The sequence below is a fragment of the Streptomyces hyderabadensis genome (genome assembly GCF_020404845.1).
Lineage (GTDB): Bacteria > Actinomycetota > Actinomycetes > Streptomycetales > Streptomycetaceae > Streptomyces > Streptomyces hyderabadensis.
On sequence record NZ_JAIOJZ010000009.1, the window covers coordinates 23004 to 35410 of the forward strand.

At 74.8% G+C, this 12407-nt stretch carries 13 protein-coding genes; 4 read left to right on the forward strand and 9 right to left on the reverse strand.

Annotated features, from left to right (window positions below; translation table 11 throughout):
• Positions 1-45: 45 nt before the first annotated feature.
• The gene (locus K7854_RS09520) at positions 46-447 is read right to left on the reverse strand and encodes a hypothetical protein (protein WP_226026064.1); all 402 of its coding nucleotides are present in this window, start codon (positions 445-447) and stop codon (positions 46-48) included.
• A gap of 94 nt (positions 448-541) precedes the next feature.
• Between K7854_RS09520 and K7854_RS09525 the strand changes: the two genes are divergently transcribed.
• Both K7854_RS09525 and K7854_RS09530 read left to right on the forward strand, forming a co-directional pair.
• The gene (locus K7854_RS09525; protein ID WP_226025963.1) at positions 542-1315 is read left to right on the forward strand and encodes an MBL fold metallo-hydrolase; all 774 of its coding nucleotides are present in this window, start codon (positions 542-544) and stop codon (positions 1313-1315) included.
• The gene (locus K7854_RS09530; protein ID WP_226025964.1) at positions 1312-1938 is read left to right on the forward strand and encodes a DedA family protein; all 627 of its coding nucleotides are present in this window, start codon (positions 1312-1314) and stop codon (positions 1936-1938) included. Before K7854_RS09525 ends, K7854_RS09530 begins: the two co-directional genes overlap by 4 nt.
• A gap of 67 nt (positions 1939-2005) precedes the next feature.
• Here K7854_RS09530 and K7854_RS09535 read toward each other — a convergent pair whose 3' ends face one another.
• The 7 genes from K7854_RS09535 to K7854_RS09565 all read right to left on the reverse strand — a co-directional run bounded on the left by K7854_RS09535 (position 2006) and on the right by K7854_RS09565 (position 10823).
• A complete protein-coding gene (locus tag K7854_RS09535) occupies positions 2006-3040 on the reverse strand; it encodes an MBL fold metallo-hydrolase (protein ID WP_226025965.1) in 1035 nt (344 codons plus the stop codon).
• Entirely contained in the window at positions 3037-4350 is a 1314-nt protein-coding gene (locus tag K7854_RS09540; RefSeq protein ID WP_226025966.1) for an aminotransferase class I/II-fold pyridoxal phosphate-dependent enzyme, read from the reverse strand. The genes K7854_RS09535 and K7854_RS09540 overlap by 4 nt, the downstream gene beginning before the upstream one ends.
• Before the next feature lie 896 nt (positions 4351-5246).
• Complete coding sequence (locus K7854_RS09545; protein WP_226025967.1) at positions 5247-6230, reverse strand: hypothetical protein; 984 nt, start codon at positions 6228-6230, stop codon at positions 5247-5249.
• Positions 6231-6370: 140 nt separating this feature from the next.
• A complete protein-coding gene (locus K7854_RS09550) occupies positions 6371-7171 on the reverse strand; it encodes an RNA polymerase sigma factor SigF (RefSeq protein ID WP_226025968.1) in 801 nt (266 codons plus the stop codon).
• A 289-nt stretch (positions 7172-7460) separates the two neighbouring features.
• Positions 7461-7877, reverse strand: a complete 417-nt coding sequence (locus K7854_RS09555; protein WP_226025969.1) for a VOC family protein — start codon at positions 7875-7877, stop codon at positions 7461-7463.
• Positions 7878-7882: 5 nt separating this feature from the next.
• On the reverse strand, positions 7883-8365 hold the full coding sequence (locus K7854_RS09560; protein ID WP_226025970.1) for a helix-turn-helix transcriptional regulator: 483 nt from the start codon (positions 8363-8365) through the stop codon (positions 7883-7885).
• A 67-nt stretch (positions 8366-8432) separates the two neighbouring features.
• Positions 8433-10823, reverse strand: coding sequence for an ATP-binding cassette domain-containing protein (locus K7854_RS09565; protein ID WP_226025971.1), 2391 nt, complete (start codon positions 10821-10823; stop codon positions 8433-8435).
• A gap of 210 nt (positions 10824-11033) precedes the next feature.
• Between K7854_RS09565 and K7854_RS09570 the strand changes: the two genes are divergently transcribed.
• Both K7854_RS09570 and K7854_RS09575 read left to right on the forward strand, forming a co-directional pair.
• The gene (locus K7854_RS09570; protein ID WP_087806052.1) at positions 11034-11432 is read left to right on the forward strand and encodes a DUF2795 domain-containing protein; all 399 of its coding nucleotides are present in this window, start codon (positions 11034-11036) and stop codon (positions 11430-11432) included.
• Between the two features lie 25 nt (positions 11433-11457).
• Positions 11458-12000, forward strand: coding sequence for a type 1 glutamine amidotransferase domain-containing protein (locus tag K7854_RS09575; RefSeq protein WP_226025972.1), 543 nt, complete (start codon positions 11458-11460; stop codon positions 11998-12000).
• 123 nt (positions 12001-12123) lie between these two features.
• On the opposite strand, the gene K7854_RS09580 is transcribed toward K7854_RS09575, so the two are convergent.
• Positions 12124-12402, reverse strand: coding sequence for a DUF6158 family protein (locus tag K7854_RS09580; protein ID WP_226025973.1), 279 nt, complete (start codon positions 12400-12402; stop codon positions 12124-12126).
• Between the last annotated feature and the right edge of the window lie 5 nt (positions 12403-12407).

Consider the following 12407-nt stretch of genomic DNA (forward strand, 5'->3'; position numbering starts at 1 on the left):
AGCCCGTTTGTCCCCCCGGGTCCGGTTCACACCCCGCGGTGGCGGTCAGCGGCCGTCGTAACCGGCGGTCGGCATCGACAGTCTGCGGTGCACGCAGGCCTTCATCCGGGCGTCGTAGGACGGTTCGGCATGGCCGACGGTCTCGACCCGGACGCCGCGCCGCGCGCACTCCGCGGTGAAGTCGTCGACGGAGGACAGCGCGCTCTCCAGCACCCGGCGGCTGGGCGCGACGAACAGGTCCTGGCCGGGGCGCACTCCGTCCCACAGGGCGTCGTGGTCGGGCCGCAGACCGCGCACCAGCAGCTGCCTGGCGACGACGTAGCCGTGCTCCGCGGCCCAGCGGGCGCACATGGCGTGCTGGCTGCGGGAGTCGACCAGGAAGGGGTCGTCGTCCAGCTGCTCCAGTGGCGTCAGACTCGCGATCGCCGTCACCCGCACCGGCCCCATGGTGTCCCCCCTCACCTCCCGTCACCTCCCGTTTTCGCCGCCGACCCTACTCCTGGACGTAGGCTTCGGGGAGTCGCGCGAAGGAGGCAAAGAGGTGCCGGTGGAGCTCACGTGGTGGGGTCACGCCACCTGCACGGTCGAGGATTCGGGCATCCGCGTGCTCACCGACCCCTTGTTCGTCCGCCGGCTGGCCCACCTGCGCCGCAGGCGGGGCGCGGTGCCGCCGCCCGAGGCGTGGCGCGCGGACGTGGCGCTCGTCTCCCATCTGCACGCCGACCACCTGCATGTGCCGTCGCTCGCGCGGCTCGCGCCGGGCACGCGCCTGCTCGTGCCCCGGGGCGCACGCCGGGCCGTGCCGGGGCTGCGCCGGCTCGGGCACCTGGCGCTGACCGAGGTGGCGCCGGGCGACGAGGCGACCGTCGGCGACCTGCGCATACGGGCGGTCCCCGCGCGGCACGACGGGCGGCGGCTGCCGGTCGGACGGCACCGCGCCCCCGCGCTCGGCTACGTCGTCGAGGGCGAGGCGCGGACGTACTTCGCCGGGGACACCGGTCTGTTCGACGGCATGGAGGAGGAGGTCGGGCCGGTCGACGTGGCGCTGCTGCCGGTGGGCGGCTGGGGGCCCTACCTGGGGGCGGAGCACCTGGACGCGGGCCGGGCGGCCGAGGCGCTGGCCCGGCTGGCGCCGCGCACGGCGGTACCGGTGCACTACGGCACGTACTGGCCGATCGGGATGGACGCCGTGCGCCCCCACGAGTTCCACACGCCGGGTGAGGAGTTCGTGCGCCTGTCGGCGCTGCGCGCGCCGGGCGTGGCGGTGCACCGGCTGGGGCACGGCGAGAGTGTGCGGGTGGAGGTCGCGCGGTGAGCTGGCTGGGGGCCGCGACGCTGGACATACCGACGGAGCCGACGCAGCAGGCGCTCGGCTACCCGTCGCTGTTCCTGCTGGTGCTGATCGGGGCGCTGGTGCCGGTGGTGCCGACGGGTGCGCTGGTGAGTTCGGCGGCGGTGGTGGCGATGCACCAGACGCTGCCGTTCGCGATGCTGATGGTGTTCGCGACGGCGTCGCTGGCCGCGTTCTGCGGGGACATGGCGCTGTACTGGCTGGGGCGGCGCGGGGTGGGCTCGAAGAACGGCTCGCGCTGGCTGGAGGCGATCCGGTCCCGGGCGCCCGAGGACCGGCTGGAGCAGGCGCAGGAGAAACTCGCCGAGCACGACGTCGCGGTGCTGGTGCTCTCCCGGCTGGTGCCGGCCGGCCGGATCCCGGTGATGCTGGCCTGTCTGCTGGCGAAGTGGCCGCTGCGCCGCTTCGCCCGGGGCAATCTGCCGGCCTGTCTGGCCTGGGCGGTGACGTACCAGCTGATCGGCATCCTCAGCGGCGCCCTGTTCAGCAAGCCCTGGGAGGGCGTGGTCGCGGCGATCGTCCTCACCGTACTGGTCAGCGTCGCCCCGGGCGTGTGGCGCCGCTTCCGGGGACCGGCGAAGGCGTAGGCCTCCGGCGGCCGGGCGGGGACACGGCCCCGGGCCCGGTCGGGGGCGTGTCCGGTGGGGGGTGGGGTCACTTCAGTACGCGGGAGGCGCCGACCGGCAGGTCCCACAGGCGTTCGCGGGGCAGGCCCGCCCGCTGCCAGGCGGCACGCACGCGGGTGAGGGGTTCCAGTACCGGTTCCGCGGACAGGACGAACGTCCCCCAGTGCATCGGCGCCATGTGGCGCGCGCCGACGTCCTGGGCCGCCTGCACCGCCTCCTCCGGGTCGCAGTGCACGTCGCTGAGCCACCAGCGGGGGTCGTAGGCGCCGATGGGGAGCAGGGCGAGGTCGATGCCGGGGTAGCGGCGGCCGATCCGGGCGAACCAGTGGCCGTACCCCGTGTCGCCGGCGAAGTAGACGCGCCGGCCGTCGGGGTCGGTGAGGACCCAGCCGCCCCACAGGGTGCGGCAGGTGTCGGTCAGCGTGCGCTTGGACCAGTGGTGGGCCGGGACGAAGTCGAAGCGGACCCCGCCCACCTCGGTCGCCTCCCACCAGTCCAGTTCGGTGACCCGGGTGAAGCGGCGGCGGTGGAACCAGCGGCCGAGCCCGGCGGGCACCAGGACGGGGGTGTCGCGCGGGAGCCTGCGCAGCGTGGGCGCGTCCAGGTGGTCGTAGTGGTTGTGGCTGATGACGACGGCGTCGACGCGGGGCAGGGCGCTCCAGGCGACTCCGACGGGGGTGATCCGGGGCGGGGTGCCGAGGATCCGGCGGGACCAGACCGGGTCGGTGAGCACGGTGAGGCCGCCGATCCGCACCACCCAGCTGGCGTGTCCGGCCCAGGTGACGGCGACGGTGCGCGCGTCCACGCGGGGCAGCGGGCCGGGCGCGTAGGGCAGCCGGGGGATGTCGGCGAGTCCGGCGGGGCCGGGTCTGACCGCCCCTTCGCGGGCGAATCTGGCGAGGGCCTTGAGACCGGGCAGCGGCGCGGTCAGCCGGTCGTGGAAGGTCCGCGGCCACACCCGGTGCTCGGCCGGTGGCCGGGGCCCGGCGAGCGGCGGGTGGGCCGCGGCGGTGTCCTTGGCGGAGGCGGCGGTGCTCGTGGTCGACCGGGGCTGCTGCGTCATCGAGGGGGCTCCCATCGCTGAGCGTCGCGGAGACCGTCGAAGACCGACTTCAGACCGGTCAACGCGCGTTGCACGTGTGCCAGTTCCAACGGGTCCGGTGAGGTGAGGCATTCCGCCCGCCGCTCGTCGGTGCCCGCGTCGAGCAGGGGGCCGGTGGCGAGCCGCACGCGCAGGGCGGACAGCTCGTCGCCGAAGCGGTGCCCGCCGGGAGCGGGCATGCCGAGCCGGGCGGTGAGGAAGTCCTCCAGCTCCTGGGCGTCGCCGAAGCCCTCGGCGCCGAGCGCGTCGCGCAGTGGGCCGAGGTCGGCGTACAGGTGGCGGCCGGCCTGCGGGGGCCGGGCGGTGGCGCCCGCGGCGACGACGGCCGCGTGCGCGGCGGCGGCCACGCGCGCGTGCAGGCGTACGGCCGCCTCCCGGCGGGCGGTGACCGGCTCGGGTTCGTCCAGCGCGTACCCGGCCGCGGCGGCCACCGGGGCCGCGACGCGGGCGCCCAGCGCGGTGAGCACGTCGAGCACGCGCGCGTGCAGGCCGTTCCCGGCGGCGGAGGCGGGGAAGCGGGCGACGGCGGCCGGCCAGGCCGGCGGCAGCAGCGCGCCCGCCAGGTCGGTGACGACGGTGACCCGCTCGGGCAGCATCTCGGCGGGGCTGAGGAGCACGGTCGCGTGCGGGTCGTGCAGGGTGTCGCGCCAGGTCTCGTCGCTGACCAGGTGCAGCCCCTCGCCCGCGGCCGCCTCGACGGTCTCGTGCAGCAGCTCGGGCGGCGCGACGGTGCCGGTCGGGTCGTCGGCGACCGACAGGACGAGCAGGCGGGGATCGCCGCCCTCGGCGCGGACCCGGCGAACGGTCTCCAGCAGGGCGTACGGGTCGGGCACGCCGCCGGACTCGGCCGGCGTCGGGACGTGGAAGACGGGGCGGCCCAGCAGCCGGGCGTACGGTGCCCACCAGGCGGCGCAGGGCCGGGGCACCAGCACGTCGCCGTCGAGCGCGGCGGTCAGCGCGAGCAGGAGGGCACCCGCGCCCGGGGCCGCGGCCAGGTGAGCGGGCTCGGTGGCCAGGCCGCGCCGGTCCCAGTACCCGCTCGCGGAGTCCAGGAGGGCGGGGCCGCCACCGGCCGGTTCCCCGCGCGGGCGTCCCGCGGCGGCGGCGAGTACGGCGGACAGTTCGGGCAGCACCGGCAGCCCGTCGTCGGGGAAGGGCGGACCGTAACGGACGGGGCCGTGGCCCACGGGGTCGTGACCCGCGCCGGTACGGCCCACAGCGGCCTGTCCTGCGGGTCCCGTGGCCGGGCCCTCCGGGTCCGTACGCCGCATCCGTACCTCCGCGCGCTCCGTGCCGTTCCCTGTCCGTACCGTTCCGTGCCTCCGCCGGGCGGGGCCGGCCCTGCCCCCGGCGCCCCGGGCCCCACTCCGTCGGCCCGGGACCCCGCCGGGCCGCGGTCCCGCCGCGCTCCGTCCCGAAGGGGCTCCGTCCCGAAGGGGCTCCGTCCCGAAGGGGCTCCGGCCCATCGGCGCCCGGTCCCCGTCGGACTACATCCCCGTCGCACCTCGATCCCGTCGCGCCTCGATCCGTCGCGCCTCCATCTCCATGGGACCTCGGCCCCACCGGGGCTCCGTCCGCAGGAATCGGCCCCGGCAGAAACCTGGCCCCGTCTCGCCCTGGCCCCGTGAGGGCCCCGACCCGCAGACCCTCGGTCCCACCGGACCTCGGTCCCACCGGACCACGGCCCAGCCGGGCCCTCCGTCCCGCCGCACCTCCGTCCCGCCAGGCCCCGGTCCCACCGGCCTCCGTCCGTAGGACCCGGTCCCGGCGGAGCCTGGCCCTCTCTCGCCTTCGCCCGTGAGGGCGCCGATCCGCAGCCCCTCGGTCCCACCGGCCACGGTCCCGTCGCACCTCCGTCCCGCCCCGGCCTCGGTCCCGCCGGGGTCCCGCCAGTGGGGCCCGGTCCCGGCGGGGTCTGGGCCCCTCTCGTGTTCGTCCCGTGAGGGGACCGGTCCGCCGACCCGGTCCGTCGGGCCTCGGCGCGTCGGGCCTGAGCCGGGTGTGCTTCGTTCGTGGGCCCGGGCCGTCGGGGGCCCGGTTTCTCGTCCTCCGGTTCGTCCCTGCCGTGTTCGCTCGCCGTTCGTTGATCCCAGTACCCACCGTGCCGCCCCGTCATGGCTGTGACTCCGGTTGCGCGTGTCACAGATGGACCTGCGCCCGCGCGCGGTCAGCGCTCGCCGTCCTCCCCGCGCAGGCGCAACCGCAGCCGGTGCGCCGCCGCGCCGCACGCGCCCGCGATCAGGACGCCACCGGCGACCAGTGCGGGCACCGAGTCGCCGAAGCTTCCGCCGGCACCGGCCTGGACCCCGTGTTCCGCCGTGGCACCGGTGCAGGGCGCGGACCGCGTGGCGGCCTCACCGCGCGGGGCGGTGGTCTCGGGGCACGCGGGCTTGGTCGGGGCGCAGGGGGTGCCGTGCGTCGAGGTCCCCGCGCGCGGTGCGGCGGTTTCCCGGCACGCCGGCTGGGCGGCACCGGCACCAGCACCGGCCCCGCTCTCCTCCGGCACGCTCATGGTCGCGCTCCAGGGGTCGCCGCCCTCGCCGCCGGAGGCGTCCGGGCAGGCGCCGTCCACGGTCCAGTCCTCCGCCTCCCCGGCGGTGCCCTCCGCCCCCGCCCAGTCCTCGGTCTCCGCCGAACCCTCGGCCGCCGCGGCGCCCCCGGTGCCCGTCGCGTCCTGCGGACTCTCCGCGCCCGGCTCGGCTGCCAGGTCCCCGGCGGCGGCTATGCGCGCGGTGCCCCGGTAGGCCGGTCCGGTGGCCGTCCCGCCGTCGTCCGCCACCTTGCGCAGCTCGACGGTGCCCTCCTCGAAGGCCGCGGAGGTGGCGTCGAGGCTCGGGGGCGCGGCGGCCCCGCCGGTCGGGCCGCACGAGACCGAGACGGTGACCGTGTCCCCGGGGGCGGCCTCCGCCGGGCTGACCTGGGCGGCGACCCGCCCGGCGGGCGGCGGGACGGCCTCCCCCGCGGACTCCCCCGCGGAAGGCGGAGGCACCGGCACCGCTGCCGGGTCGTCGCCGGGCGGCGGGACGACGGGCTCCCCCACGTCGGTGGCGGGCGGCGGGACACCCGGGTCGGCCGCGCCGGCGGCCGCGGGGAGGCCGAGGGCGGCACTGGCCAGCACGGCGACGGACAGGGCGCGGGCGGTGCGGCGCATGGGGCGGGCTCCTTCGAGCGACGGCTTGCGGGGGCACTGCACTCGCGCCCCTCGGCCATCACAGCCCGCCCACCGGGGGGACGCCCGTCACCGTGCTCCGTTCGCGCGAACGGGGCGTCCGGCCGGGTGAGCCCGGGGTTTCACGCTCCGGGCCCCGGATCCCGCAGCACCTGCTCCCGCACCCGGTCGCAGCAGCGGGTGATGAGCCGGGAGACGTGCATCTGGGAGATGCCGAGCTGTTCGGCGATGCGGCTCTGCGTCATGTCGTCGAAGAAGCGCATGTAGAGGATGGCGCGTTCGCGCGGCGGCAGGGCGGCCAGCCGGTCCTTGACCGCCTCGCGGTCGACGACCGTGTCGAGCGCCGGGTCGGGGGCGCCGAGCGCGTCGCCCAGCGAGTAGCCGTCCTCGCTGCCGGGGAGTTCGGCGTCCAGGGACAGGGCCGTGAAGCTCTCCAGGGCCTCGAGGCCCACCCGGACGTCCTCCTCGCTCAGGTCGGCGCGCTCGGCGATCTCGGCGACGGTGGGCCTGCGGCCGGGGATGGTCTGGGACAGGTCCTGGCCGGCGAAGCGCACGCGGTTGCGCAGTTCCTGGACCCGGCGCGGCACGTGCAGGGTCCACATGTGGTCGCGGAAGTGGCGCTTGATCTCGCCGGTGATGGTCGGCACGGCGTAGCTCTCGAAGGCGTTGCCGCGCTCGGGGTCGTAGCGGTCGACGGCCTTGACCAGGCCGAGGGCGGCGACCTGGCGCAGGTCCTCGAAGCTCTCGCCGCGGCTGCGGAAGCGTCCCGCCAGCCGTTCGGCCATGGGCAGCCATGCCTCGACGATGCGGTCGCGGAGCGCGTCGCGCTCGGGACCGTCGGGAAGGGTGACGAGTCGGCGGAAGGCGTCGGCGGTGTCGGGGGCGTCGTCGTGCGGGTGCTTCACACTGGCGTGGATCGGCATGGTGCGTCGCAACTCCCTCGGAGCGCGGGGTCCCGTCGTCGCGCCGGACGGCAGTCCGGTCGGCGCGGCCCGCCGGGCGCGGCCGGGGTTGGGGCAACCTCCGGCCGACGGGGGCGGACGCAGCCGGTGCGACGACACGGCCCTTGGGTCGGGCGGTCACCGTGGGAGGACGTCCGGGCCCCGTACGGACGCGTCCGTCGCGGCCTGGCGCCGCTCCCACGGACGTGCCTCCTGTCCGAAGCACTGACCTTGCGCCTGCCCCCTGTCCCCCGTGGCAAACACCCGGAACTCAGCCCTTGCGCGGCTGCTTGAAACGCACCATGTTGCCGGCCGGGTCGCGGAAGGCGCAGTCGCGGACGCCGTAGGGCTGGTCGACCGGTTCCTGGAGGACCTCGGCGCCGGCGGCGCGGAGGCGCTCGAAGACGGTGTCGACGTCGTCGGTGGCGAGGATGACGCCGCGCAGGTGCCCCTTGGCCAGCAGGTCGGCCATCGCCTGCCGGTCGGCGGCCGGGGCGTTGGGGTCCGCGAGCGGGGGTTCGAGGACGATGTCCACGTCGGGCTGGGCCGGAGAGCCGACGGTCACCCAGCGCATGTCCGCGTACCCGACGTCGCCGCGGACCTCCATGCCGAGCAGGTCCCGGTAGAAGGCGAGTGCCCGGTCGTGGTCGTCGACGGCGATGAAGCACTGCGAGAGGTTGATGTCCATGCGCGTCACGCTACGGGCGGCGGCGCGGGCGTCGCTTCTCCGTTCCTGACCGGCTCGCCGCGCCCGACCGCTTCGGCGCTCCTCGGCTGCTCGCCGTTCCTGACCGGCCGGGTGTAGACCTTGGCGACGCAGGCCGGGAGGGCGGCGCCGTCGGTGTGGTCGCGCTCGCGGTAGGCGCTCGGGCTCTCGCCGACCAGTTCGGTGAACCGCGAGCTGAAGGACCCCAGCGAGGTACAGCCGACGGCGAAGCAGACCTCGGTGACGCTCAGGTCGCCGCGCCGCAGCAGCGCCATGGCACGCTCGATGCGGCGGGTCATCAGGTAGCTGTAGGGCGTCTCCCCGTAGGCGGCGCGGAAGCTGCGGGAGAAGTGGCCCGCCGACATCAGGGCGACGCGGGCCAGTGCCGGCACGTCGAGCGGCTCGGCGTACTCGCGGTCCATCAGGTCGCGGGCCCGGCGCAGCCGGGCCAGGTCCTCCAGCGTCGTCACCTGACCACGATCCCACAGCGCCGGACCCCGCCGGTAGCGGTTCCGGCGCCGTGGGCCGCCGCCACCGTCAGGCGCCGACGTAGGCGGCGAGGTGCTCGCCGGTGAGGGTGGAGCGGTCGGCGACGAGGTCGGCGGGGGTGCCCTCGAAGACGATCCGGCCGCCGTCGTGCCCGGCGCCGGGGCCGAGGTCGATGATCCAGTCGGCGTGCGCCATGACGGCCTGGTGGTGCTCGATGACGATGACCGACTTGCCGGCGTCGACGAGGCGGTCGAGCAGACCGAGCAGCTGCTCGACGTCGGCGAGGTGGAGCCCCGTGGTGGGCTCGTCGAGGACGTACACGCCGCCCTTGTCCCCCATGTGGGTGGCCAGCTTGAGCCGCTGCCGCTCGCCGCCGGACAGGGTGGTCAGCGGCTGGCCGAGGGTGAGGTAGCCGAGGCCGACGTCGGAGAGCCGCTGGAGGATCTTGTGCGCGGCCGGGGTGCGCGCCTCGCCGGCGCCGAAGAACTCCTCGGCCCGGTCCACCGACATCGCGAGCACCTCGCTGATGTCCCGGCCGCCGAAGCGGTACTCCAGCACGGCGGGCTGGAACCGCTTGCCCTCGCAGTCCTCGCAGGGGGTGGCGACGCCGGCCATCATCGCCAGGTCGGTGTAGATGACACCGGCACCGTTGCAGGTGGGGCAGGCGCCCTCGGAGTTGGCGCTGAACAGGGCCGGCTTCACGCCGTTGGCCTTGGCGAAGGCCTTGCGGATCGGGTCGAGCAGTCCGGTGTAGGTCGCCGGGTTGCTGCGCCGGGAGCCCTTGATGGGGCTCTGGTCGACGGAGACGACGTCGGCGCCGGCCGGGACCGAGCCGTGGATCAGGGAGCTCTTGCCGGAGCCCGCCACGCCGGTGACCACGCAGAGCACGCCGAGCGGGACGTCGACGTCGACGCCCTGGAGGTTGTGCGTGCGCGCGTCGCGGATCTCCAGGGCCCCGGTGGGCTTGCGGACCGACTCCTTGAGCGCGGCCCGGTCGTCGAGGTGGCGGCCGGTGACGGTGTCGGAGCCGCGCAGCTGGGCCACGGTGCCCTCGAAGCAGACGGTGCCGCCCGCGGTGCCGGCGCCGGGGCCGAGGTCGACCACGTGGTCGGCGATCGCGATCGCCTCCGGCTTGTGCTCGACGACGAGGACCGTGTTGCCCTTGTCCCGCAGGCGCAGCAGCAGGTCGTTCATGCGCTGGATGTCGTGCGGGTGCAGTCCGACGGTGGGCTCGTCGAAGACGTACGTGGTGTCGGTGAGCGAGGAGCCGAGGTGGCGGATCATCTTGACGCGCTGCGCCTCGCCGCCGGACAGGGTGCCCGCGGGCCGGTCGAGGGAGAGGTAGCCGAGGCCGATCTCGACGAAGGAGTCGAGGGTGTCCCGCAGCGCGGTGAGCAGCGGCGCCACCGAGGGCTCGGCCAGCTTCCGGACCCAGTCGGCCAGGTCCCGGATCTCCATCGCGCAGGCGTCGGCGATGGAGATCTTGCCGATCTTCGACGAGCGGGCGCCCTCGCTGAGCCGGGTGCCCTCGCACTCGGGACAGGTGGTGAAGGTGACGGCCCGCTCCACGAAGGCCCTGATGTGCGGCTGCATCGCCTCCTTGTCCTTGGCCAGGAAGGACTTCTGGATCTTCGGGATGAGCCCTTCGTAGGTGAGGTTGACGCCGTTGACCTTCACCTTGACCGGCTCGCCGTACAGGAAGTCCCGCAGCTCCTGCTCGGTGTAGTCGCGGATCGGCTTGTCCGGGTCGACGAAGCCGGACTGGGCGTACACCTGCACGGTCCACTGGCTGTCCGACTTCCAGCCGGGGATCGTGAAGGCGCCCTCGGCCAGCGACTTGGAGTCGTCGTAGAGCTGGGTGAGGTCGATGTCGGAGACGGTGCCGCGGCCCTCGCAGTGCGTGCACATGCCGCCGGTGCGCTGGAAGGTCGCCTTCACCGCCTTCTTGCTGCCCCGCTCGACGGTGATCGCGCCGCTGGCCCGCACCGAGGCGGTGTTGAAGGAGTAGGCGCTGGGCGGGCCGATGTGCGGCTCGCCGAGGCGGCTGAAGAGGATGCGCAGCATCGCGTTGACGTCCGTGGCGGTGCCGACGGTGGAGCGGGGGTCGGCGCCCATCCGCTGCTGGTCCACGATGATCGCGGTGGTCAGGCCGTCCAGGACGTCCACCTCGGGCCGGGCAAGCGTGGGCATGAAGCCCTGGACGAACGCGCTGTAGGTCTCGTTGATCAGCCGCTGGGACTCGGCGGCGATGGTGTTGAACACCAGTGAGCTCTTGCCCGAGCCGGAGACGCCGGTGAAGACCGTCAGCCGGCGCTTGGGGATGTCGATGCTGACGTCCTTGAGGTTGTTCTCGCGGGCGCCGTGCACACGGATCAGGTCGTGGCTGTCGGCGACGTGCGACCCGGGTTGCCGCGTGCCCGGCCTCTTGGCGCTGCTCATCGTGTCTCCATCTGTCGGGGGCTCGGTGAAGGTGACGCCCTCAGTGCCTCGGTGGTCACACGCTAGAGCGGGCACCGCCGCCCGCGCTTCTCGATTACTGATCCCTCTCCCGGGCCGCGGAAATCGGAGCGGACCCGTCCGGTCGAATCCGTGTCGGCCCGCGGTGTCCGGGTACGCGGTCGGCACCCCCTTAAGGATCTGGAGGGAGACATGCAGCGAGGCAGCGACCGGATGAGCGTCCACCGCGACGACGAGATGAAGCACGAACTGCAGGGCCTGCTCAGGTCCGGGCACCCCACCCGCAGTGAGGAGTGGAACGACCCGGAACCGGCCGCCGAGGACGATCCGGACGTCGCCTACGGACCCGTGACACCGGGCCGCGGACCGACGTACCTGGAGGCCCTGCGGCTCGAACTGGCCCGGAACCTGACCCGGGGCAGCTTCCCCGCGGGGCCGCGGGAACTGACCCGGGCACTGCGCCGCGGCAACGCGCCGGACGCCCTCGTCGAGGGCCTGGACCGGCTGCCGCACAAGGCGCGCTACGACAACGTCCAGGAACTGGCGGTGGCCCTCACCGAGAGTGGCCGGTCCGGACCGCAGGGCGCGTAGGCGCCCGGAAGGGATCCAAGACTCCATGCGCATCGCATTTCTGACCGCGCCCGAGGGCGTGGAGCAGGTGGAACTGACCGAGCCGTGGCAGGCGGCGAAGGACGCGGGACACGAGCCGGTGCTCGTCTCCACGCAGTCCGGCGAGATCCAGGGCTTCAACCACCTCGACAAGGCGGACACGTTCCCGGTCGACGAGGTGGTGGGCGACACCTCCGCCGACGCGTTCGGCGGTCTCGTGCTGCCGGGCGGGGTGGCCAACCCGGACTTCCTGCGGACCGACGAGAAGGCCGTGGCTTTCGTCCGGGACTTCTTCGAGCAGGGCCGGCCGGTGGCCGCCATCTGCCACGCGCCGTGGACGCTCGTCGAGGCGGACGTCGTGCGCGGCCGCACCATGACCTCGTGGCCCAGTCTGCGGACGGACCTGCGCAACGCGGGTGCCACCTGGGTGGACGAACAGGTCAAGGTCTGCGAGGGCGGCGACAACGTCCTGATCACCAGCCGCAAGCCGGACGACCTCAAGGCATTCTGCGAGACCTACCTCGCGGAGTTCGCCAAGGCGGGCGGCTAGGCACAGTGGGCGGCTAGGCCCACGCGAGGCCGGGCACACGCGAGACGGGCCACCGGTGGCGGATCACCGGTGGCCCGTCGTCACGCTCGGCCACCGCCGGTGCCCGGCCACCGCCGTCACCGGTCAGCCACCGGGGGCGGCGGCCTGGCCGCAGCCGCGTTCCCGGGCGCCCTCGCGGGTGCGGCCCGCGGCCACCGGGCGCCGGGGGTTGCGGCGCAGCCACTCGCCCTCCAGCCGCGCCATGCGGTCGTTGTGGGCCCGCAGCGCGTCGTTCGACCCGTACAGCAGGGTGTCGTGGCGCGTGCGGTGGATGGTCTCCAGTTCTTTCATCAGCTGCTGGTCGTCCAGACGGCCCGGGTCCACTCCGGTCATGGTGCCGTCCCGCGTGTCGTGTTCGTTCATGCGTC

Excerpts from the sequence above, each read along its gene's own strand:
- K7854_RS09520 (WP_226026064.1), bottom strand. The coding sequence starts at position 447 with ATGGGGCCGGTGCGGGTGACGGCGATCGCGAGTCTGACGCCACTGGAG.
- K7854_RS09535 (WP_226025965.1), bottom strand. The coding sequence starts at position 3,040 with ATGACGCAGCAGCCCCGGTCGACCACGAGCACCGCCGCCTCCGCCAAG.
- K7854_RS09540 (WP_226025966.1), bottom strand. The coding sequence starts at position 4,350 with ATGCGGCGTACGGACCCGGAGGGCCCGGCCACGGGACCCGCAGGACAG.
- K7854_RS09545 (WP_226025967.1), bottom strand. The coding sequence starts at position 6,230 with ATGCGCCGCACCGCCCGCGCCCTGTCCGTCGCCGTGCTGGCCAGTGCC.
- K7854_RS09550 (WP_226025968.1), bottom strand. The coding sequence starts at position 7,171 with ATGCCGATCCACGCCAGTGTGAAGCACCCGCACGACGACGCCCCCGAC.
- K7854_RS09555 (WP_226025969.1), bottom strand. The coding sequence starts at position 7,877 with ATGGACATCAACCTCTCGCAGTGCTTCATCGCCGTCGACGACCACGAC.
- K7854_RS09565 (WP_226025971.1), bottom strand. The coding sequence starts at position 10,823 with ATGAGCAGCGCCAAGAGGCCGGGCACGCGGCAACCCGGGTCGCACGTC.
- K7854_RS09570 (WP_087806052.1), top strand. The coding sequence starts at position 11,034 with ATGCAGCGAGGCAGCGACCGGATGAGCGTCCACCGCGACGACGAGATG.
- K7854_RS09575 (WP_226025972.1), top strand. The coding sequence starts at position 11,458 with ATGCGCATCGCATTTCTGACCGCGCCCGAGGGCGTGGAGCAGGTGGAA.
- K7854_RS09580 (WP_226025973.1), bottom strand. The coding sequence starts at position 12,402 with ATGAACGAACACGACACGCGGGACGGCACCATGACCGGAGTGGACCCG.